The sequence below is a fragment of the Pseudomonas sp. AK181 genome, assembly GCF_051122975.1.
GTDB classification, from domain to species: Bacteria; Pseudomonadota; Gammaproteobacteria; order Pseudomonadales; family Pseudomonadaceae; genus Aquipseudomonas; species Aquipseudomonas lactis.
In genome coordinates, this window is the sequence record NZ_CP146348.1 from 1,009,994 (window position 1) to 1,030,576 (window position 20,583).

Here is a 20,583-nt window from a genome sequence, read left to right on the forward strand (position 1 = left end):
GCATGAGCAAATTCTGGAGCCCTTTCGTCAAGGACCTGGTGCCTTACGTACCTGGTGAGCAACCGAAGCTGACCAAGCTGGTCAAGCTCAACACCAACGAAAACCCCTACGGCCCATCGCCCAAGGCGCTGGCGGCAATGCAGGCCGAGTTGAACGACAACTTGCGCCTGTACCCGGACCCCAACAGCGACCTGCTCAAGCAGGCCGTGGCCAACTATTACGGGATCGACGCCGGCAAGGTGTTCCTGGGCAACGGTTCCGATGAAGTCCTGGCGCACATCTTCCATGGCCTGTTCCAGCACGATCTGCCGCTGCTGTTCCCGGATATCAGCTACAGCTTCTATCCGGTGTACTGCGGCCTGTACGGCATCACGTTCGACGCGGTGGCATTGGACGAGCAGTTCCAGATTCGCGCCGCTGACTATGCCAGGCCCAACGGCGGGATCATCTTCCCCAACCCGAACGCGCCCACCGGCTGCGTGCTGGCGCTGGACGCGGTGGAGCAGATCCTCAAGGCCAGCCCGGATTCGGTGGTGGTGGTCGATGAAGCCTATATCGATTTCGGCGGTGAAACCGCCATCAGCCTGGTCGACCGTTACCCGAACCTGTTGGTAACCCAGACCCTCTCCAAATCGCGCTCACTGGCCGGTTTGCGCGTAGGCCTGGCCGTGGGCCACCCAGACCTGATCGAGGCACTGGAGCGGGTCAAGAACAGCTTCAACTCCTACCCGTTGGATCGGTTGGCGATTGTTGGCGCGGCGGCCGCGTTTGACGACCGTGAATACTTTGAGAAAACCTGCCAGTGGGTGATCGACAGTCGCAATCAGGTCGTCGCGCAATTGCAAGGCAAGGGGTTTGAGGTGTTGCCGTCGGCGGCGAACTTCATCTTCGCGCGTCACCCGCAGCATGACGCTGCAGGGCTGGCCGCCAAGTTGCGCGAGCAAGGGGTGATTGTGCGGCACTTCAAGCAGGAGCGGATTGCCCAGTTCCTGCGGATCAGTATCGGGACGCCAGAGCAGAACCAGGCGCTGATCGACGGGCTCGGCGAGCTCTGATTCTTCATAGGCTATAAGGGCCTCATCGCGGGCAAGCCCGGCTCCCACAGGAAACTGCATTTCCCTGTGGGAGCCGGGCTTGCCCGCGATGAGGCCATGAGCTACACCTGAAAACTGGGAGGCTTAGATCAGCGGCTCATCATCCGGCTTCTTGTTCTTCCAGCCATCATTGCCCGGTAGCAGCAAGTTCAAGCCAATCGCTACCACCGCACACAGGGCGATGCCCTTGAGGCCGAAATCATCCGGGCCGGTGCCGGTACCCACCAGCACACCGCCAATCCCGAACACCAACGTTACCGACACAATCACCAGATTGCGCGCCTCGCCCAGATCGATCTTGTGGCGAATCAGCGTGTTCATCCCCACCGCGGCAATCGAGCCGAACAGCAGGCACAGAATCCCGCCCATCACCGGCACGGGGATGCTCTGCAACAGCGCGCCGAACTTGCCGATGAACGCCAGGCTGATGGCAAACACTGCCGCCCAGGTCATGATCTTCGGGTTGTAGTTCTTGGTCAGCATCACGGCGCCGGTCACCTCGGCGTAGGTGGTGTTCGGCGGGCCGCCAAACATGCCGGCAGCCGTGGTGGCGATACCGTCACCCAGCAGCGTGCGATGCAGGCCAGGCTTTTTCAGGTAATCGCGGCCGGTCACGCTGCCTACCGCAATCACACCACCGATATGCTCGATCGCCGGGGCCAGGGCCACCGGGACGATAAACAGGATCGCCTGCCAGTTGAACTCCGGCGCGGTGAAGTGGGGCAGGGCGAACCACGGTGCCGCGGCGATTTTCGCCGTGTCGACCACACCAAAGTAGAACGACATGGCAAAGCCCACCAGCACACCGGAGATGATCGGCACCAGGCGGAAAATGCCCTTGCCGAACACGGCCACGATCAAGGTGGTGAGCAGCGCTGGCATCGAGATCAGCATCGCCGTCTGGTAATGGATCAACTCGGCACCGTCGCCGGACTTGCCCATGGCCATATTGGCGGCAATCGGCGCCATGGCCAGGCCGATCGAGATGATCACCGGGCCGATCACCACGGGCGGCAGCAGCCGATCGATAAAACCGGTGCCCTTGACCTTCACGGCCAGGCCCAGGAACGTATAGACGAAACCCGCCGCCATCACCCCGCCCATGGTCGCGGCCAGGCCGAACTGGCCCTTGGCGAGAATGATCGGGGTGATGAACGCGAAGCTCGATGCCAGAAATACCGGCACCTGCCGCCCTGTCACCACCTGGAACAGCAATGTGCCCAGGCCTGCGGTAAACAGCGCGACGTTTGGATCAAGACCTGTGATCAGCGGCATCAACACCAACGCGCCAAATGCTACGAAGAGCATTTGTGCGCCAGACAGGATCTGGCGCCAAAGCGGGTCGTTGAATTCATCCTGCATGCTCACGCGTCCTTCTGCTTGGTGCCGAAGATCTTGTCACCGGCATCGCCAAGGCCCGGGATGATGTAGCCGTGTTCGTTCAGGCGCTCATCGATGGACGCGGTGTAGATCTGTACATCCGGATGGGCCTTCTCGACGGCGGCGATGCCTTCGGGCGCGGCCACCAGCACCATGGCGCGGATGTCCCGGCAACCGGCTTTTTTCAGCAGGTCGATGGTGGCAACCATGGAACTGCCGGTGGCGAGCATCGGGTCGATGATCATGGCCAGGCGTTCGTTGATTTCCGGGACGAGTTTTTCCAGGTAGGTGTGGGCCTGCAGTGTTTCTTCATTGCGGGCTACGCCCACGGCGCTAACCTTGGCGCCGGGGATCAGGCTGAGTACACCTTCAAGCATGCCGATACCGGCACGCAGGATAGGGACGACGGTAATTTTCTTACCGGCGATTTTCTCCACCTGTACGGGACCGGCCCAACCGGGGATCTCGTAGGTTTCCAGGGGCAAATCCTTGGTGGCTTCGTAAGTGAGCAACGCTCCGACTTCCTGAGCAAGCTCACGGAAGTTCTTCGTGCTAATGTCGGCACGGCGCATAAGGCCGAGTTTGTGTCGGATCAGCGGGTGGCGGATCTCGCGAGTGGGCATAGGAAAGGCTCCGGCGGCGGGCAAAAAAACCGGCCTAGATTAATCTATCCGAGGGTGTTGTCCTATAGACATCAAGTACGTTAGTCCATAAAGGCTTGATTGGAGCGCACGAGAAGCGTACCTTCGCCCGCTTTTCTTGCCACAGCACCCCCTTGGAGAGCGCCATGTCTGCTGATCTCGAGCATATCCGTCAAATCATGCACGAGGCTGACTGCCTGTACACCGAAGCGCAAGTCGAAGCAGCGATCGCCAAGGTCGGCGCGCACATCACCCGCGAAATGGCCGACACCAACCCGGTGGTCTTCTGCGTGATGAACGGTGGCCTGATCTTCGCCGGCAAATTGCTGACTCACCTGCAGTTCCCGCTGGAAGCCTCTTACCTGCATGCCACCCGCTATCGCAATGAAACCAGCGGCGGCGACTTGTTCTGGAAGGCCAAGCCGGAAGTGTCGTTCATCGACCGTGACGTGCTGATCATCGATGACATTCTCGATGAAGGTCACACCCTGGGTGCGATCATCGACTTCTGCAAACATGCCGGCGCACGCAAAGTGCACACTGCTGTGCTGATCGACAAAGACCACGACCGCAAGGCTCGCCCAGAGCTCAAAGCCGATTTTGTCGGGCTGCCGTGCGTCGACCGTTATATCTTCGGGTATGGCATGGACTACAAGGGCTACTGGCGTAACGCCAATGGCATCTACGCCGTTAAAGGAATGTAATCGATGGCCCGCTTTCTTGATCAGACGCTGTTTGCCGAGTTGGCCGAGAAAGCGGCCGCCAGCCCCCGTGGCCGTCAAAACGTTAACTTCCATGAGATGCAAGAGCCTTGTCATCGCATGGCGGTCGGCTTGCAGCCCAGCACCTATGTGCAGCCTCACCGCCACCTGAGCGCCGATAAGGCGGAGACCTTGCTGGTGCTCAAAGGGCGCCTGGGTATCCTGATTTTCAGCGAGACAGGTGAGGTGTTGAGCACCCGTGTATTGCAAGCGGGCGGGGAATGCCAGGGCGTCGACCTGTCGCCCGGCGTGTTCCATGGCTTGGTAGTGCTTGAACCGGACAGCATCATGTTTGAATGCAAGGCTGGCCCTTACCGCGCAGTCGGTGAAGGTGAGCTGGCCGACTGGGCACCCCGCGAAGGCGAGGCTGGTATGGCTGAGTATCATCGCTGGATGCTTGCCCAGTTCGACTGAACACTGACATCCAAATGTAGGAGCGAGCTTGCTCGCGAAAAACGTCAACGATAACGCGTGCTTGCTGAATAAACGCGACGCCTTTGAGTTTTTCGCGAGCAAGCTCGCTCCTACAGGTATTAGGGTAAGCCCCCTCCCACATCCGGCGTCGCGCAGGTAGACTTCAAACCCCGTGTAAATGTCTGCAGGCTGGAGTCGGTAATGCGTAAAGATAAGAAACAGGTGATTGGCGACGAAATCGGTGACGACCAGATCAAGTTGTTCCTGGACTTCGAGCCGGTTGATGCGACGTCGCCGTCCCTGCACAAACTGATCAAGGCTTATCGCGGCCTGCGTATCGACGACTTCGAGCGGTTCCTGGGCTTTTTCAAAGCAGCAGGCCTGGATCTGGACGGCAAGGACGAGCATGGCCAGACCTTCGTCGACCTGATCAAGGACCAGCGCAACGCCGCCGAATACATCGAGCTGATCGACAACGCCCGCGGCTGATTATCCGAGCCACAAAAAAACGCCCCGGCCTCATGAGAGTCCGGGGCGTTTTGCTTTTACCTGTAGGAGCGAGCTTGCTCGCGAAGAACCTGAGAGCGCTGCGTTAATCCACTTGCGCTGCGTTATCGTTGACGTTTTTCGCGAGCGAGCTCGCTGCTACAGGGTCCACCAGCTCAAGGCTGATGTTGTTTTGCGTGTTGATCTGGCGATACAGCTCGGCATCCGTCTCCAGCACTTTCTCGCGCGCCGGGAAGATCTCGTGCAGCTTGGTAGCCCACTCACCGGCAGCTTTCTGCGGGAAGCAACGCTCGATCAACTCCAGCATGATCGAGACGGTGACCGAAGCGCCTGGGGAGGCACCCAACAGTGCCGCGAGCGAACCCTCCTTGGCTGCGACCAACTCAGTGCCGAATTGCAGCACGCCGCCTTTCTTTGGGTCTTTCTTGATGATCTGCACGCGTTGGCCGGCCACTTCCAGGCGCCAGTCTTCGGCTTTCGCCTCGGGGTAGAAGCGACGCAGGGATTCCAGGCGCTGTTCCATGGACTGGCGCACTTCGCTGACCAGGTACTTGGTCAGGTCCATGTTGTCGCGGGCCACGGCCAGCATCGGGCCGATGTTGCCGGCGCGAATCGACATCGGCAGGTCAAGGAACGAGCCGTGCTTGAGGAACTTGGTGGTGAAGCCGGCGTATGGCCCGAACAGCAGGGATTTCTTGCCATCCACTACGCGGGTGTCCAGGTGCGGCACGGACATCGGTGGCGAGCCCACGGCAGCCTGGCTGTAGACCTTGGCCTGGTGCTGCTTGACCACTTCCGGGTTGTCGCAACGCAGCCACTGGCCGCTCACCGGGAAGCCGCCGAAGCCTTTGCTCTCTTCGATGCCCGAGGCCTGCAGCAACGGCAGCGCCGCGCCGCCAGCGCCGAGGAACACAAACTTGGCGTCGACGTCGCGGCTGTTGCCGCTGTTGACGTCCTTGATGCTCACGGTCCAACCCGCGCCGTTGCGCTTGAGGCCGGTTACGCGCTTGCAGTACTTGACCTGGGCGTCTGGCGAACTGGTCAGGTGGCTGAGCAGTTGGTTGGTCAGGGCGCCAAAGTTGACGTCGGTGCCGTTCATCACGCGGGTGGCGGCAATTTTTTCGTCGAGCGGGCGGCCGGGCATCATCAGCGGCATCCACTCGGCCATTTCACTGCGGTCTTCGGTGTAGTGCATGTCCGAAAACGCGTGGTGCTGGCTGAGGGTCTCAAAGCGCTTCTTGAGGAAAGACACGCCTTTGTCGCCCTGCACGAAGCTCAGGTGCGGCACCGGGCTGATGAACGACTTGGACGAGCCAAAGGTGCCCTTCTTGGTCAGGTAAGCCCAGAACTGTTTCGACACCTCGAACTGGGTGTTGATGTGCACGGCTTTCTTGATGTCGATGGAACCATCGGCGGCCTGCGGCGTGTAGTTCAGCTCGCACAGCCCGGCGTGGCCGGTACCGGCGTTGTTCCACGGGTTGGAACTCTCCGCGGCACCCGAATCCATCAGCTCAACGACTTCCAGCGTGAGGCCGGGGTCGAGCTCTTTGAGCAGTACGGCCAGGGTGGCACTCATGATGCCGGCCCCTACCAGTACTACGTCGACTGCTTCGTTATGCGCCATTTAACGCGTCTCCAAAATCTGCAGCACCAAATTGTCGGCATGGCTGCCAGGAGTGACGGGGCGGTTCACGTGTTGCCCCAGGTTACCCATGGCCAGGATCGCCATGTCCGATTCGCAATTCTTTGCAACTTCAGCACACGCTTCCTGCCGGGCTAATCTGCCTATGAACGCATTCATGGGCGCCTGTGGCAATTCGACTTATGGTCAAAGCGTGCGATTCGTGCAACCAATCCGTAGCGGACAGGCTCAAGCTCCGGTTTTTGAGGCGTGCTCGGTCCTGTGTAATTGGGCTGTTCCAGACGCTGATGGTGCTTGTACAAACGCCAAACTATTCATTTGCTCGCCACACTCTTGTGAAGTTGTGAAAACCCGTTTTTTCACGCTCTTTTGAAGACGTGAACCTCAAAAAAGGGCTGCCCCAGCCTGGCACCTGGCCCGCAAACCTCTGCCGACACGCGGCAAAACGGGCAAACAACTCAAGTGGCCGAGCGCAATGGCAGCTCTGGCAGATTCGATAAAAGACGGGGTGGTTTGCAAAGGAAACAGCAAGCACGCCAGCTTCACTCGATCTGTGTGGGCGGCTCTCTGTGGGCGATTTTGGGGGCTAATGCCTGGGCATTAACGATGCTGCGAGGCCCGATCAGGAGACGTCCTTATAATCGGGGGGAGATTGTAGCGAAGAACGCCAGGGAAATGGGCGTGTTTTATGACTTTTATTAGGGCGTCGGTCAGGAGGCCAACGCTTGCCGGTGCCGTGGGCGAAAAACCTGCGGGCTGACCCGGGCGCTGGCCGGCAGTGGGCGGTGCATCCAGCCCAGGTGAGTCTCGGTTACTTCCACCCAGCCTTCACCGACGGGCGGCAGGCTGCACTGCTTGAAAGCCAGGCAATGACCGTGGGCGTCGAGCAGGGCAAAGTGGCGGTGACGGGCGTGCGACATGAACAGGGTCTTGAGAAGGCGCATGGCTGTGTACCTGGTGTGTTACATGCTTGAAGGTTGCCAGTGTGGCATGACACTGGGGTGACGAATTTATGCGAATTTGTAATTTGCACAGCGGCTTCAGCCGTCGTTCAGGATCGCTGGTGAGTGGCGCGCGTGCACCGTTATACTGGCGACCTGTCTGCGCCTAGTCCTGGAGAAATGCGATGTTGCAACGCCTGTTGTTCGGTTTGATCACTGTGACCAGTTTGACCCTTGTCGGCTGCGCCAACAGCCCGCAACAACTCAGCCCGCAACCTAAAGTCACTGCGCCGTTGGCTGCGGTAGGCCATGGCCAGCCGGTGTCGGTACGCGTGGTAGACGGTCGTCCGTCGCCGACCCTGGGCTCGCGTGGCGGCCTGTACCCGGAGACTGCACTGATTTCGGTGAACGGCCAGGATGTGCTGCCCAAGTTGCAGGCCCAGGCCGAAGCCGCCGTGCGCTTGTTGGGTTTTACGCCAACCAACTCGCCAGGCGTGCCGCAACTGACCGTGACCCTGGCGGAGCTGAAATACCAGTCGCCCAAAGACGGCCTGTATGTGACCGAGGCTTCCATCGGCGCCACTTTCAAGTCTGACGTCAGCGCCGGTACCCGCCGCTACAGTGGCCGCTACGCTGCCTCGCTCAACCAGCGTTTCGGCATGTCGCCCAACCAGGAAACCAACACCAAGCTGGTCAGCGACGTGCTCAGCGATGCCTTGACCCGCCTGTTCAAAGACCCAAGCATCGGTCAACTGCTCAGCGCGCAATAAGTCGCACACAAAAAACCGGGCTCATCACTGGGCCCGGTTTTTTTGTGCCTGTGGTTTGGTCATGCCGCCGTATCGACATAAAAGTCCAGCATGCTCACACCGGTGAGCAAATCCAGCTCCGGCAGGTCGGCATGCTGGTGCCCGCCGAGGGCGCAATACACCAGCCAATGGCGGTCCTGAACGTTGAACGCGAGGCTGCCGATCAGCGCCTCCTGTTCCTCGCTCTGGGCGATCAGGTACAGCCGATCCTGGTTTTGCGCATGCAACATGACAAGCTCCTCAAGCGTCGAAGGGCAACAGAGTGGCTTGTTAAGGTGACGTTCAGGTGACGGCGTAAATTACTGGATACATTAGCCGTCCATGGGGAAGGAGCATTAAAGGCGCAGGAGGCGACTGTCGTTCAGGTGTGTATCTGGACTGATACCCGAACACTGGTTCACCGAGGTTTGCGATGGCGCTGCCCGCACTGCTCATTAATATTGTTGCCCTATTGGTTGCCTGCTCGGGCGCCTGGGTGCTGTTCATCACCCGCCTGCATGCACAACGTGCGATGGCCGAGCTGGCCCTGCGCAGCGAAGAGCGCGCTATCGACCAGCCGATGCTGTTTCTGGATACGCGCACCGAGCGGGCGCATCGCCTGGCGTACCGCGTCGGGTTCGCCTGCCTTGGCCTGGCCCTGGCCATCTCCTGGCTCAGCACCCGCTTTTAAGGCTACTGCAAGTCAAATGTGGGAGCGGGCTTGCCCGCGAAGGCGGCGTATCAGCCACTGAATCTTTAACTGAACCACCGCTATCGCAGGCAAGCCAGCTCCCACACTGGCCATGTACTGCCTGCAGAATCAGCGCCTGCCACATATCCCCTGTGGGCTCACTGTTACAGGGGGATCCCAGCCTTGACTCGGTATTGGTTGCGTACCGGCGTCGCATACTGCACCACCAGGTAAGGCCGGTGCTCCGCCGGGCACTCGTTCAGGCGCCGCTCCCATTCCGCCTTGGCCTTGGCCAGTTCATCGGCCGGGAACACATCCGCCGCCTTGGGCACCTGCAATTGCGGGTCGGCGTCACTCCACTGCGCGTACGCCAGGTAGTGCACCGGAAACAAGCGGTAGCCACCGAGGATCTGCCGATCCATTTCCAGTGCCAGCAGCTTGGTGTCTTCAAAGCGCTCGGTGATCGGCGGCGCAAAGTTCACGTGCACCCGACCTTTATAGCCGGTAATGCCCAGGGCAATGCTCACATCATCCTCGCCCGGTGCCTTGGTGTAGGTGCCGGTGGTGGCGCGGATATACAGCTCGCGGGCCTTGGCGGCATCGCAAGGGTCGTACTCGTAGCTGATGGACACCGGCGTCAGGTTCAACGACTGGATGACCTCGGCAAACGGCTCGTCCTTGCGGCTGACGTGGAACATCTTGAGAATCGCCGATTCGGTACGGTCATCACCATCCTTGGCCCGGCCTTCAGCCTGGGCGATCCAGATCGACTGGCAGTCGTTGCGGATCGAGTGGTTGATGTAGGCCGACAGCAGGTTGTAAGCCGCCATCTTCTCCTTTCGCCCGGTGATCGAACGGTGCACGATGAAGCTCTTGTTCAGGCGCATCAGGTCGCTGACAAACGGCTTTTGCAGCAGGTTGTCGCCGATGGCGATGCGCGGCGTCGGCAGGCCGGCGTGGTACACGGCGTAGTTGACGAAGGCCGGGTCCATCACGATGTCGCGGTGGTTGGCCAGAAACAGATAGGCGGTGCCGGATTTCAGTTGCTCGACGCCGGTATAGGTCACGCCGTCGGTCGCCCGGTCGATGGTGTGGTCGACGTAGTACTCGACTTTGTCCTGCAGCGTGGCCACGGTGGTGACGCCGGCGAACTCACGGCGCAGTTTGCGCGCGATCATCGGCTTGAGCAGCCAGCCCAGGGCGCCGGCAAACCGCGGGAAGCGGAAGTGGGTCAGGATGTCCAGAAAGGCCTTGTCACTGAACAGACGCGCCAGCACTGCCGGGACTTCGCTGTCGTTGTAAGGTCGGATGGTATCGAATTCGCCCATCATGCTCTCTTGTTAGAAACGGCTAGGGTAAGTAAAGGAAATAGCAGGGGCGGCGTGAGTAAACTGGCTCTGCCGGAAATAGCCCTGTAAATAGACCGGCGATTATACGCACAAGTCACCTGGGAGACTGCGATGCTGGAAACTGCGATGTACGATTGTCCTTATTGTGGCGAAGCGGTCGAGACAACGGTGGATTTGTCTGGCGGGGACCAGACCTATATAGAAGACTGCCAAGTGTGTTGCCGGCCGATCTCCTTCAGCCTTCAAGTCCATGGTGACGAGTGGATGCTTGAAACCCGCAGCGAAAATGAATAACAGGTACGCCCATGCAGCGAATCTACGAACCGGAAAACCTGATGGAGGGCGAGTTGCTGCAGCAGATGCTTGCCAGTGAAGGCATCGAGGCGCACCTGGTGGGGCGCCACCTGCTCGGCGGCACGGGCGAGTTGCCGATATTTGGCTTGCTGGGGCTGGAGGTCGACAACGACCAGGCCGCCAGCGCCCGTGAGCTGATCACTGCCTATATCGGCGCCCAACCGTTGCCCGGCGACGAACCCGACAGCTTCCCCGACGTATTGGTCTGTTAGGCTGTCGGTCGGTTTACCCCAAGAGTCGTGTTGCCCCATGTGTGGACGTTATGCCCTGTTTCGCTGGAACCCTGCCTTTGCTGCCTTGCCCGGCTTCCCCGCCGACCAGCAGGCCCAGTGGAACATCTCCCCCAATGATTCGGTGCTCATCCAGCGCCTGAGCGAGGGCCAGCTCACCCTGGCGCGTGCCCGCTGGGGCCTTACGCCGCCCTGGCTCACAGACCTGTCGCGCACCCCAGCCCACGCCCGCGCCGAAACCCTGGCCGAACAACCGATGTTTCGTGAAGCGTTCCGCCAGCGCCGGTGCCTGCTGCCCGCCAATGGCTTTTATGAATGGCGCGGCACCCAGCGCAAGCGCCCGTACTGGCTCACACCGGGGGAGGGCTCAACGCTGTTCTTTGCCGCGGTGTGGGAAGCGTATCCGGTGCAGGAGCAGGTATGGCTGAGCACGGCGGTGGTTACTCAAGCGGCGCAAAGTCAGCGCCGGCCATTGATCCTGGACGCGGCAGGGCAGGCCGCCTGGCTCGACCCCGAGACCCCGCTTCATGTGCTGCAGGGCATGCTGGCGGCTGAACCTGCCGTGTTGCGCGAGCGGGTGCTGGCCAATATGGTCAACGATCCGAAGCTCAATGGGCCGGAGTGCCTGACCCCGGCGTGAGCTTTGTTCAGTCGTTCCACGTTCGGATGTATCTGAAATTCAGCGGTTAAACGTCTGGTGTATCTGGCGCAGATACAAATGACCGCCTACGATACGCGCCATGTTTTCAGGGAGCGTGTTCATGAAGAAGTCATTGGTGGTAAGCGGTTTGGTTGCAGCGATGCTGCTGGCGGGTTGTCAGTCGGTCAATACCACCAGCGGCGGCGCCGTTGGGGTAGAGCGCAAGCAGTACATGTTCAGCATGCTGTCGAGCCAGGAAGTCGACCAGATGTATGCCCAGTCTTATCAGCAGACCCTGGGTGAAGCCAGCAGCAAAGGGGTGTTGGACAAGACCAGCGCCAACGCCAAGCGCGTGCAGGCCATTGCCAAGCGCCTGATCGCCCAGGCTCCGACCTTCCGTGCGGATGCCGCCCAGTGGAACTGGGACGTAAACCTGATCAAAAGCGATGAGATGAACGCCAACTGCGGGCCTGGCGGCAAGATCCTGGTGTACAGCGGCTTGATCGACAACCTCAAACTCACCGATGACGAACTGGCTGCGGTAATGGGCCATGAAATCGCTCACGCCTTGCGTGAACACGGCCGCGAAGCTATGTCCAAGGCTTACGGTATCCAGATGGCCAAGCAGGGCGCCGGGGCAATATTCGGTCTCGGCCAGGACAGCCTGGCACTGGCCGATACCGTGGCCAACTACGGCATGACCTTGCCCAACAGCCGCAGCAATGAAAACGAAGCCGACCTGATCGGCCTGGAACTGGCCGCCCGCGCTGGCTACAACCCCAACGCGGCCATCACGTTGTGGAACAAGATGGCCAAGGCTTCGGAAGGCGCACCGCCGGAATTCATGAGCACGCACCCGGCTTCCGACAGCCGCATCGCGTCGTTGCAGGCGGCGATCCCGAAGGTAATGCCGCTTTACCAGCAGGCCAAGAAGTCCTGATCCTGTAGGAGCGAGCTTGCTCGCGAAAAACTCACCGGCGCCGCGTTTATTCAGGCAGCACGCGTTATCGTTGACGTTTTTCGCGAGCAAGCTCGCTCCTACAGGCAGTGTTCGGCTTAGATCCAGCCGCTGCTTTGCATGGCCTTGTACACCGCAATAATCGCCAGCACGAAGAACGCCGTAGCCGCCAAGCGGCGAATCAAGGTCAGCGGCAGTTTCTCCGCGGCAAAATTCCCCGCCAGCACCACCGGTACGTTGGCAATCAACATGCCCAGGGTGGTACCGATAATCACCAGCCACAATTCCGGGTATTGCGCCGCCAGCATCACCGTGGCGATCTGGGTCTTGTCGCCGATTTCGGCGAGGAAGAACGCAATCAAGGTGGTCAGGAAGGGCCCGAACTTACGGGTAGTACTGGCTTCGTCATCATCGAGTTTGTCTGGCACCAGGGTCCACAGCGCCGTGGCGCAGAAGCTTGCGGCGAGGATCCAGTGCAGCACCGCATCCGAGAAGAAACTCCCGAACCAGGCGCCCACGGCACCGGCCGCCGCATGGTTGGCCAGGGTCGCGGCGACAATGCCGGCGATGATCGGCCAGGGCTTGCGAAAGCGAGCAGCAAGGATGAGTGCGAGCAGTTGCGTCTTGTCGCCGATTTCGGCCAAGGCAACGATTGCGGTAGGAACGAGTAGTGAATCCAGCATCAGGTAGTTTCCAGGGGCGGGTCGACACGGCTATGACACGTACAGCCTTCCCGCCCCGGGTAAGGTGTGCGTGTCATAGGTCTTGTCAAACCCCGGTCCGTCTGTGCGGACTCCTGGGTCGCATACGCCATGGTCTGCTGACCAAGTATGTTGACGTATGCCGGACGAGCATGGCGCTCGTGGGAGACTACTCCCCTAGGACGCTGCGGATTCTGCCTAGGCAAAACCCATTCGGCAAGCGTTCTTTTTCAAACGTCCGTCAGGGGCGCTTGGCGCGGTAAATGCGAAAACCATTGCCTTCGGCCTTGATTGCGCAGATGCCCAAATGCTCTTCGATCAGAGGTTGGTACTTCAAGAAGCTGTTAGCAACTAGGCGAAGTTCGCCACCTTTTGCCAGGTGTTTCGCCGCTTTTCGCAGCAGGTTCTCCGTGGCGAAATAATCGGTGTGCACGCCGACATGAAAGGGCGGATTGCTCAAAATCGCGTTCAAACCCATGGGCGCTGCGTCGATACCGTCACCGGTCAACACCTCGGCTTCCAGGCCGTTCGCTGCCAGCGTCAGTCGGCTGCTGGCGGCGGCAAAGGCATCCACATCCAGCATCGTCACCGTGTTGTGCGGGTAGCGGCGTTTGACCGCAGCCCCCAATACGCCGGCGCCGCAACCGAAATCGAGCAGGTTGCCGCTGGGCAGTTTGTCCAAGTGCTCCAGCAACAACTCGGTGCCGCGGTCCAGGCGACCATGGCTGAACACACCTGGCAAGCTCACGACCTTCAGTGGGCCTTCTGCCAGCGGTACGTCGAAAACTTGCGCCAGGCTCTCAAGCGCCACGGCTTGCGGCGCGTTGGCGACGGTGACCTGCCACAACTGGCAATGCCGTGCGCTATCGAGCTTGCGCGGTTTGCCGAACGGAGCCATCTGTTTGGCGGCGCTTTCGATACCACCCTTTTTCTCGCCCACCAGAAACAGCTCGGCGCCCGGCAGGCGCGCCGCCACGGCATTGAGCAGGTAGTCGGTGAGGTCTTTGGACTTGGGCAGGAAAATCACCGCCGCATCAAAGGCGCGCTCTGGGACATTCACGCCAAACTGGCTGCGTTCGGCGAAGCGCGCATCGAGCGCCGCCTGGTCACCGGCATGCCAGCACCAGCCGTGGGCGTTGGGCAGGCGCCCAAGCAAATCGTCGGCAGGCAAACCTACGAGCAGCAGGTTGCCTTGAAAAAGTTCGGCCTGGCGAAGCAGTACTTCACTGCGCGGATCCATAGTCTGCTCCTTGAAAAGGGGCGCAGTTTATCAACTGACGACGCGCAGCGGGGCGCCGCTGAAAAAGCCCAGGGCGTTTTCCGTGAGTTGGCCGACGATGCGTTGCCGCGCTTCGCGACTGCCCCAGGCGTTGTGGGGGGTGACGATCAAGCGTGGAATGTCTCCAGCCAGCAGCGGGTTGCCAGTGACTGGCGGCTCGACACTCAGCACGTCAGTCGCCGCGCCGCCAAGATGACCACTGCGCAATGCGTCGGCTAGGGCCTGTTCATTGATCAAACCACCGCGTGCGGTGTTGACGATAAATGCGCCGGGCTTGAGCAACGCCAGTTCACGAGCGCCGATAAAGTCGCGGGTATGCTCGTTGAGCGGGCAATGCAGGGTCAGCGCATCGACCTGGGGCAGCAATTGGTCCAGCGGCACACGGTCGGCGCGGGCAGGGCGCCCAGGTATCGCGCCGAGCACCACGCGCATGCCGAACGCTTCGGCCAGGCGCACCACGGCACTGCCCAGTTCACCGTGGCCGAGCAGGCCGAGGGTTTTGCCTTCCAGTTCGACGATCGGATAGTCCAGCAGGCAAAACTGTTTGGCCTGCTGCCATTTGCCCGCGGCGACATCCTGTTGATAGTCCTTCAAGCGCGTGGCGAGGTTGAGCAGCAGCATGATCGTATGCTGGGCCACTGACGGCGTGCCGTAACCCTGGCAGTTGCTCACGGTAATGCCCTGGGCGCGGGCGGCTTGAAGGTCGATATTATTGGTGCCAGTGGCCGACACCAGGATCAGCTTGAGCTCGGGGCAGGCGGCCAGGGTTTGGGCCGTGAGCGGGATTTTATTGCTGATGGCGACTTGGGCGCCCTGCAAGCGCTCCAGCACATTTTCTGGCGTGGTCTGTTCAAACAGCTGCAACTGGCTGAAGCAGTCATGCAAACCGCTGAGGTCGAGGTCGCCCAAGTCCAGGGAAGGGTGGTCGAGAAAGACGGCGCGGCGATTGTTCATGATCAACTGTACCTTTTGCGACGAGGTTCGAAGGCGTAATCTGCCGAGCCTATCAGATGAAATAATCAGTTACTTAATGGAGTGAGCATGTACGTCGCCGAGTTTTTGACCGTAGCCTTGATTCACTTGCTGGCGGTGGCCAGCCCCGGCCCAGATTTCGCCGTGGTGGTGCGTGAGAGCGTGACCCATGGCCGTCGCGCCGGCACATGGACGGCATTGGGCGTCGGTTCGGCGATTTTCCTGCATGTGGGGTACTCGTTGCTGGGTATCGGCTTGATCGTGTCCCAGTCCATTGTGCTGTTCAATGCGTTGAAGTGGGCAGCAGCGGCGTACCTGCTGTACATCGGCTTCAAGGCCCTGCGTGCCCAGCCGGCCAAGCCTGCGGCCGAGGGCGAGTTGCATCGTGAAGCGGGTGAGCGCACCCCTCGTGGCGCGTTTACCGCGGGCTTTGTGACCAATGGCTTGAACCCCAAGGCCACGTTGTTTTTCCTGTCGTTGTTTACCGTGGTGATTAACCCGCACACACCGCTGGCGGTGCAGGCCGGTTATGGGGTGTACCTGGCGGTGGCGACGGCGTTGTGGTTTTGCCTGGTGGCCATGTTGTTCAGCCAGCAGCGTGTACGTGCGGGGTTTGCGCGGATGGGGCATTGGTTTGATCGGGCCATGGGCGCGGTGTTGATTGCCATTGGGGTGAAGTTGGCCTTCACCAGCATGAAGTAAGCGCGGGCACGGTCAAAATGTGGGAGCTGGCTTGCCTGCGATGGCGGCCTACCAGCCGACGCCTATCTACCTGACACCCCGCAATCCAAATGCGGGAGCGGGCTTGCTCGCGAAGGCGGCCTGGCAGTCAACGCAGTTGGATTGGGTACATATCCGTTCCTGCGGTAACGGCCACTTAGGGTTCCGCCCTGACGGCGGCTCACTTTTGAAAAGCGCAAAAGTAAGCAAAACGCTCTTGCCCCACCACTCGGCACCTCGCTCAGGCTCGGTGTGCCCGTAATCCGCCAGTGATTTGGGGGGCCGCCGCCACGCGCCATCCATGGCGCGGGGCGGCTAAACCGGCATCCCTGCCGGTTTACCCCCCAAATCCCTGTCGAATTCCGGCCAGCGTGGTTTAACGGGGCGCCTAAGATCAAGATCAAAAGCAGATCAAGAGCAGATCAAGAGCTACTCGCTTCGCATCGTGGTTACTGTCGATTGCTGGAGCGCCATGATGTCCAGATAATGGCGTAACGCTAGCATTTGCTGGCCCCTGCAAATCATTCCTTTGGCTGATTTGGCTGAAACATAAGCCCTCTACAGTGCAGGTCTTCAAGTCAAGACCGTGCAGTCATTAAAGGGATTCTTATGTTGCAGACCCGTGTTATCCCGCCCGCCGAAGGTGCGTACCAGTATCCGTTGTTGATCAAGCGCCTGTTGATGTCCGGGACTCGCTACGAGAAGACCCGGGAAATTATCTACCGCGACAAGCTGCGCTACAGCTATCCGACGCTGATCGAGCGCGTTGCGCGCCTGGCCAACGTGCTGACCGAAGCCGGGGTCAAGGCCGGTGATACCGTGGCGGTGATGGACTGGGACAGCCACCGTTACCTGGAGTGCATGTTTGCCATCCCGATGATTGGCGCGGTGATTCACACCATTAACGTGCGTCTGTCGCCGGAGCAGATTCTGTACACCATGAACCACGCCGAAGACCGCTTTGTGCTGGTCAACAGTGAGTTCGTGGGGCTCTACCAGGCGATTGCCGGGCAGCTCACTACTGTCGACAAGACCTTGTTGATTACCGATGGTGACACCCACACCGCCGAGCTACCCAATCTTGTCGGTGAGTACGAAACCCTCCTGGCCGCCGCCAGCCCCAGCTATGACTTCGAGGATTTTGACGAAAACTCGGTCGCCACCACCTTCTACACCACCGGCACCACCGGGAACCCCAAAGGTGTGTACTTCACCCACCGGCAACTGGTGCTGCACACCATTGGCGTGGCGACCATCATGGGCAGCGTCGACAGCGTGCGGCTGCTGGGCACCAATGACGTATACATGCCGATCACGCCGATGTTCCACGTACACGCCTGGGGCTTGCCGTATGTGGCGACCATGCTCGGGCTCAAGCAGGTGTACCCCGGCCGCTACGACCCGGAATACCTGGTGGAGCTGTGGCGCAAGGAGAAGGTGACGTTCTCCCACTGTGTGCCGACCATCCTGCAAATGGTGCTCAACGCCAAGGCTGCGCAGAACGTGGATTTCGGCGGTTGGAAAATCGTCATCGGCGGCAGCGCCCTCAACCGCTCGCTGTACGAAGCCGCCAAGGCCCGAGGCATTCAACTGACCGCCGCGTATGGCATGTCCGAGACCGGGCCGCTGGTGTCTTGCGCTCACCTCAATGATGAGCTGATGGCTGGCAGTGAAGATGAGCGCACCACCTACCGCATCAAGGCCGGTGTGCCGGGCCCGTTGGTTGAGGCGGCAATCATGGACACCGACGGTCATTTCCTGCCCGCCGATGGCGAAACCCAGGGCGAACTGGTGCTGCGCGCGCCGTGGCTGACCGAGGGTTACTACAAAGAACCGCAAAAGGGCACCGAACTCTGGGCCGGTGGTTGGTTGCACACCGGTGATGTGGCCACGCTGGATGCCTTCGGCGTGATCGATATCCGCGACCGCATCAAGGATGTGATCAAGACCGGCGGTGAATGGATTTCTTCCCTGGCTCTGGAAGACCTGGTCAGCCGTCATCCGGCGGTGCGGGAAGTGGCGGTGGTGGGCATTGCCGATCCGCAATGGGGCGAGCGTCCCTTCGCGTTGTTGGTGGTGCGTGAAGGGCATGTGATCGATGCGCGAGAGCTCAAGGAACACCTCAAGCCTTTTGTCGAGCTGGGGCATTTGAGCAAGTGGGCGATCCCGAGCCAGATCGCCGTTGTTACTGAAATTCCCAAGACCAGTGTCGGCAAGCTCGACAAGAAACGTATCCGTGTCGACATCATCGAGTGGCAGGCCAACAACAGCACGTTCCTGTCCACGCTCTAAACCCTCTCGCCGCGCCCGTTCGGGCGCGGCAATGCTCTATATCAAGCCTTTACTTGTGATTTGCCGAATTTCAGCCATCCTTCCCGCGTCGACCTTCGTCGGCGTGGCGAAAGGGTCGTGGCAGACAGGTTGGTGATGCAAATCACACTTTAGAGGGATCAAGCACTACCCCCCTCTGGCTATAGTCCCTTTCAGAGTTTTTCGCGGATGTTGCGCTTCGAGCCATGGAGGCTCGGTGGCGATGCGGCATTGGAATCGTTGTATCCCGGCCGTTACATCTGAAGAAAGGGCTCACTGCCATAACAATAAAATATGCACATGGAGTAGCGTCGATGACCTCAGTAAACCAGTTCTGGCGCCGGGCAAGACTGCCCCTGGCCGTCAGCCTCGCTTCTACGCTCGCCGGGCCGGCATTCGGCGTCAGTTTCAACATTGGTGAAATCGAAGGGAGCTTTGACTCGTCGCTTTCCGTGGGCGCTAGCTGGTCCACAGCCAAACCCAATCGTGACCTGATCGGTGCCAACAACGGCGGCAAGGGCCTGTCCCAGACCTCCGATGACGGCCACTTGAACTTCAAGCGCGGCGAGACCTTCTCGAAGATCTTCAAGGGCATCCACGACCTGGAACTGAAGTACGGCGACACCGGTGTGTTTGTGCGGGGCAAGTACTGGTACGACTTCGAACTCAAGGACGAAAGCCGTCCGTTCAAGGACATCAGCGACAACAACCGCAAGGAAGGCGCGAAGTCTTCGGGCGGGCAGATTCTCGATGCATTCGTCTACCACAACTACTCGATTGCCGACGCGCCGGGCTCCGTGCGTTTTGGTAAGCAAGTGGTGAGCTGGGGCGAAAGTACCTTCATCGGTGGCGGCATCAACTCCATCAACCCGATTGACGTGTCGGCGTTTCGTCGCCCGGGGGCCGAGATCAAGGAAGGCTTGATCCCGGTGAACATGTTCTACGTGTCCCAGTCGCTCACCGACAACCTGTCGGCCGAGGCGTTTTACCAGCTGGAGTGGGACCAGACCGTGACCGATAACTGCGGCACGTTCTTCTCGCAGCCGGACGTGATCTCCGATGGTTGCAGCAATAACCTGCGGGTACTGAACAAGCGCTCCACCATTCCTGCCGCCGCCCTGCCGACCCTGGGGGCCTTGGGTGTGGACGTCAACAGCGAAGGCGTACTGGTGCGCCGTGGGCCGGACCGTGATGCACGCGACAGCGGCCAGTTCGGCGTGGCCATGCGCTACAACTTCGAACCGCTGGATACCGAATTCGGCGCCTACTTCATGAACTACCACAGCCGTGCGCCGATCTTCAGTGCACAGGGCGCGCCGTCGGCGGCCTACACGCGTCCGCTGGGGCCACTGGGAGCCTTGCGGCCGTTGATCGTGGCGGGCAGCTCGAATTACTTCGTCGAGTACCCGGAAGATATCCGCCTCTACGGCCTGAGCTTCTCCACCACCCTGCCTACCGGCACCGCCTGGAGCGGTGAGTTGAGCTACCGTCCGAATGCGCCGGTGCAGTTGAGCACCACTGACATTCTGTTCGCCGGCGTCACGCCGATCCCGGGCTTTGGCAATGCGTCCGTGCTCAAGGGCTCGCCGGGCCAGGACCTGCACGGCTACAACCGCAAGGAAGTCACCCAGTTCCAGACCACCTTCACGCACTTCTTCGACCAGGTCATGGGCGCCAGCCGTCTGACCACCGTCGGTGAAATCGGCGTGACCCACGTGGGTGGCCTGGAAAGCAAGTCCCAGGCTCGTTATGGCCGCGATCCGGTGTTCGGCCCAGGCACGCTGCCAGGTGGGTTCTGCAACGCCCTCAACAACTCCACCGCCAACGGCGCCGGCTTGCCCAACGCTGCCGGCCTGAACACCAACTGCAATAACGACGGCTACACCACCGCAACGTCCTGGGGCTACCGTGCCCGTGCTATCTGGGAATACCCGGACGTGTTCGCGGGTGTGAACCTCAAGCCTAACGTTGCCTGGTCCCATGACGTCAAAGGTTACTCGCCAGGCCCTGGCGGCAACTTTGAAGAAGGTCGCAAGGCGGTCAGCCTGGGCCTGGATGCCGAATACCAGAACACCTACACCGCGAGCCTGGCGTACACCAACTTCTTTGGTGGCAAGTTCAGCACCGTGGATGACCGCGACTTTGTCGCCTTGAGCTTCGGCGCCAACTTCTAAGCACACTCTTTTCAAGTGGCATGTATTCAGGAAGACC

The 20,583-nt window shown here is 60.3% G+C and carries 22 protein-coding genes and 1 riboswitch; of the genes, 13 read left to right on the plus strand and 9 right to left on the minus strand.

Annotated features, from left to right (window positions below; genetic code table 11):
• Window positions 1–2 precede the first annotated feature (2 nt).
• The gene (hisC, locus tag V8689_RS04875) at window positions 3–1,055 is read left to right on the plus strand and encodes a histidinol-phosphate transaminase (protein ID WP_056789647.1); all 1,053 of its coding nucleotides are present in this window, start codon (window positions 3–5) and stop codon (window positions 1,053–1,055) included.
• 123 nt (window positions 1,056–1,178) lie between these two features.
• On the opposite strand, the gene V8689_RS04880 is transcribed toward hisC, so the two are convergent.
• Window positions 1,179–2,456, minus strand: a complete 1,278-nt coding sequence (locus tag V8689_RS04880; protein ID WP_032893544.1) for a uracil-xanthine permease family protein — start codon at window positions 2,454–2,456, stop codon at window positions 1,179–1,181.
• Between the two features lie 2 nt (window positions 2,457–2,458).
• Window positions 2,459–3,097 carry a uracil phosphoribosyltransferase gene (upp, locus tag V8689_RS04885; protein WP_003188608.1) on the minus strand — a complete coding sequence of 213 codons (639 nt, stop codon included), beginning with the start codon at window positions 3,095–3,097 and terminating at the stop codon, window positions 2,459–2,461.
• Between the two features lie 164 nt (window positions 3,098–3,261).
• On the opposite strand from upp, the gene V8689_RS04890 reads away from it, so the two are divergent.
• The 3 genes from V8689_RS04890 (at window position 3,262) to V8689_RS04900 (ending at window position 4,779) form a co-directional block, all read left to right on the plus strand.
• Window positions 3,262–3,819 (plus strand): hypoxanthine-guanine phosphoribosyltransferase, encoded by a 558-nt coding sequence (locus V8689_RS04890; RefSeq protein ID WP_003188610.1) that lies wholly within the window; start codon window positions 3,262–3,264, stop codon window positions 3,817–3,819.
• A 3-nt stretch (window positions 3,820–3,822) separates the two neighbouring features.
• Complete coding sequence (locus tag V8689_RS04895; protein ID WP_056789650.1) at window positions 3,823–4,290, plus strand: WbuC family cupin fold metalloprotein; 468 nt, start codon at window positions 3,823–3,825, stop codon at window positions 4,288–4,290.
• Window positions 4,291–4,491: 201 nt separating this feature from the next.
• Complete coding sequence (locus V8689_RS04900; RefSeq protein WP_017845962.1) at window positions 4,492–4,779, plus strand: PA4642 family protein; 288 nt, start codon at window positions 4,492–4,494, stop codon at window positions 4,777–4,779.
• 103 nt (window positions 4,780–4,882) lie between these two features.
• Here the strand turns inward: V8689_RS04900 and mqo are convergent, their stop codons facing one another.
• Both mqo and V8689_RS04910 read right to left on the minus strand, forming a co-directional pair.
• Complete coding sequence (gene mqo, locus V8689_RS04905; RefSeq protein WP_434520687.1) at window positions 4,883–6,421, minus strand: malate dehydrogenase (quinone); 1,539 nt, start codon at window positions 6,419–6,421, stop codon at window positions 4,883–4,885.
• A gap of 728 nt (window positions 6,422–7,149) precedes the next feature.
• Window positions 7,150–7,383 (minus strand): hypothetical protein, encoded by a 234-nt coding sequence (locus V8689_RS04910; protein ID WP_003188617.1) that lies wholly within the window; start codon window positions 7,381–7,383, stop codon window positions 7,150–7,152.
• A 182-nt stretch (window positions 7,384–7,565) separates the two neighbouring features.
• Between V8689_RS04910 and V8689_RS04915 the strand changes: the two genes are divergently transcribed.
• Complete coding sequence (locus V8689_RS04915) at window positions 7,566–8,150, plus strand: YajG family lipoprotein (RefSeq protein ID WP_003188618.1); 585 nt, start codon at window positions 7,566–7,568, stop codon at window positions 8,148–8,150.
• A 59-nt stretch (window positions 8,151–8,209) separates the two neighbouring features.
• Here the strand turns inward: V8689_RS04915 and V8689_RS04920 are convergent, their stop codons facing one another.
• The gene (locus tag V8689_RS04920) at window positions 8,210–8,419 is read right to left on the minus strand and encodes a hypothetical protein (RefSeq protein ID WP_003188620.1); all 210 of its coding nucleotides are present in this window, start codon (window positions 8,417–8,419) and stop codon (window positions 8,210–8,212) included.
• A gap of 182 nt (window positions 8,420–8,601) precedes the next feature.
• Between V8689_RS04920 and V8689_RS04925 the strand changes: the two genes are divergently transcribed.
• Entirely contained in the window at window positions 8,602–8,859 is a 258-nt protein-coding gene (locus V8689_RS04925; RefSeq protein ID WP_056789656.1) for a hypothetical protein, read from the plus strand.
• A 164-nt stretch (window positions 8,860–9,023) separates the two neighbouring features.
• Here V8689_RS04925 and V8689_RS04930 read toward each other — a convergent pair whose 3' ends face one another.
• Window positions 9,024–10,187, minus strand: a complete 1,164-nt coding sequence (locus V8689_RS04930) for a 1-acyl-sn-glycerol-3-phosphate acyltransferase (protein WP_177343023.1) — start codon at window positions 10,185–10,187, stop codon at window positions 9,024–9,026.
• A 132-nt stretch (window positions 10,188–10,319) separates the two neighbouring features.
• On the opposite strand from V8689_RS04930, the gene V8689_RS04935 reads away from it, so the two are divergent.
• The 4 genes from V8689_RS04935 (at window position 10,320) to V8689_RS04950 (ending at window position 12,372) form a co-directional block, all read left to right on the plus strand.
• Window positions 10,320–10,502 (plus strand): CPXCG motif-containing cysteine-rich protein, encoded by a 183-nt coding sequence (locus tag V8689_RS04935; protein ID WP_056789662.1) that lies wholly within the window; start codon window positions 10,320–10,322, stop codon window positions 10,500–10,502.
• 11 nt (window positions 10,503–10,513) lie between these two features.
• On the plus strand, window positions 10,514–10,774 hold the full coding sequence (locus tag V8689_RS04940; RefSeq protein WP_003188624.1) for a putative signal transducing protein: 261 nt from the start codon (window positions 10,514–10,516) through the stop codon (window positions 10,772–10,774).
• A 37-nt stretch (window positions 10,775–10,811) separates the two neighbouring features.
• Entirely contained in the window at window positions 10,812–11,432 is a 621-nt protein-coding gene (locus V8689_RS04945) for an SOS response-associated peptidase (RefSeq protein WP_056789665.1), read from the plus strand.
• Between the two features lie 121 nt (window positions 11,433–11,553).
• On the plus strand, window positions 11,554–12,372 hold the full coding sequence (locus V8689_RS04950) for a M48 family metallopeptidase (RefSeq protein WP_014716953.1): 819 nt from the start codon (window positions 11,554–11,556) through the stop codon (window positions 12,370–12,372).
• 116 nt (window positions 12,373–12,488) lie between these two features.
• Here V8689_RS04950 and V8689_RS04955 read toward each other — a convergent pair whose 3' ends face one another.
• The 3 genes from V8689_RS04955 to V8689_RS04965 form a co-directional block, all read right to left on the minus strand.
• On the minus strand, window positions 12,489–13,073 hold the full coding sequence (locus tag V8689_RS04955) for a TMEM165/GDT1 family protein (RefSeq protein WP_054897011.1): 585 nt from the start codon (window positions 13,071–13,073) through the stop codon (window positions 12,489–12,491).
• A gap of 87 nt (window positions 13,074–13,160) precedes the next feature.
• A riboswitch (yybP-ykoY riboswitch) is annotated at window positions 13,161–13,282 on the minus strand.
• A gap of 50 nt (window positions 13,283–13,332) precedes the next feature.
• Window positions 13,333–14,331, minus strand: coding sequence for a class I SAM-dependent methyltransferase (locus V8689_RS04960; protein WP_056789668.1), 999 nt, complete (start codon window positions 14,329–14,331; stop codon window positions 13,333–13,335).
• A gap of 30 nt (window positions 14,332–14,361) precedes the next feature.
• The gene (locus tag V8689_RS04965; RefSeq protein ID WP_056790533.1) at window positions 14,362–15,327 is read right to left on the minus strand and encodes a 2-hydroxyacid dehydrogenase; all 966 of its coding nucleotides are present in this window, start codon (window positions 15,325–15,327) and stop codon (window positions 14,362–14,364) included.
• An 84-nt stretch (window positions 15,328–15,411) separates the two neighbouring features.
• On the opposite strand from V8689_RS04965, the gene V8689_RS04970 reads away from it, so the two are divergent.
• The 3 genes from V8689_RS04970 (at window position 15,412) to V8689_RS04980 (ending at window position 20,546) form a co-directional block, all read left to right on the plus strand.
• Window positions 15,412–16,044: a LysE family translocator gene (locus V8689_RS04970; RefSeq protein WP_056789671.1), complete on the plus strand. Its 633-nt coding sequence runs from the start codon at window positions 15,412–15,414 to the stop codon at window positions 16,042–16,044.
• 627 nt (window positions 16,045–16,671) lie between these two features.
• A complete protein-coding gene (locus V8689_RS04975; RefSeq protein WP_003188638.1) occupies window positions 16,672–18,354 on the plus strand; it encodes a fatty acid--CoA ligase in 1,683 nt (560 codons plus the stop codon).
• Window positions 18,355–18,686: 332 nt separating this feature from the next.
• Window positions 18,687–20,546 carry a DUF1302 domain-containing protein gene (locus V8689_RS04980; protein ID WP_056789674.1) on the plus strand — a complete coding sequence of 620 codons (1,860 nt, stop codon included), beginning with the start codon at window positions 18,687–18,689 and terminating at the stop codon, window positions 20,544–20,546.
• Window positions 20,547–20,583 lie beyond the last annotated feature (37 nt).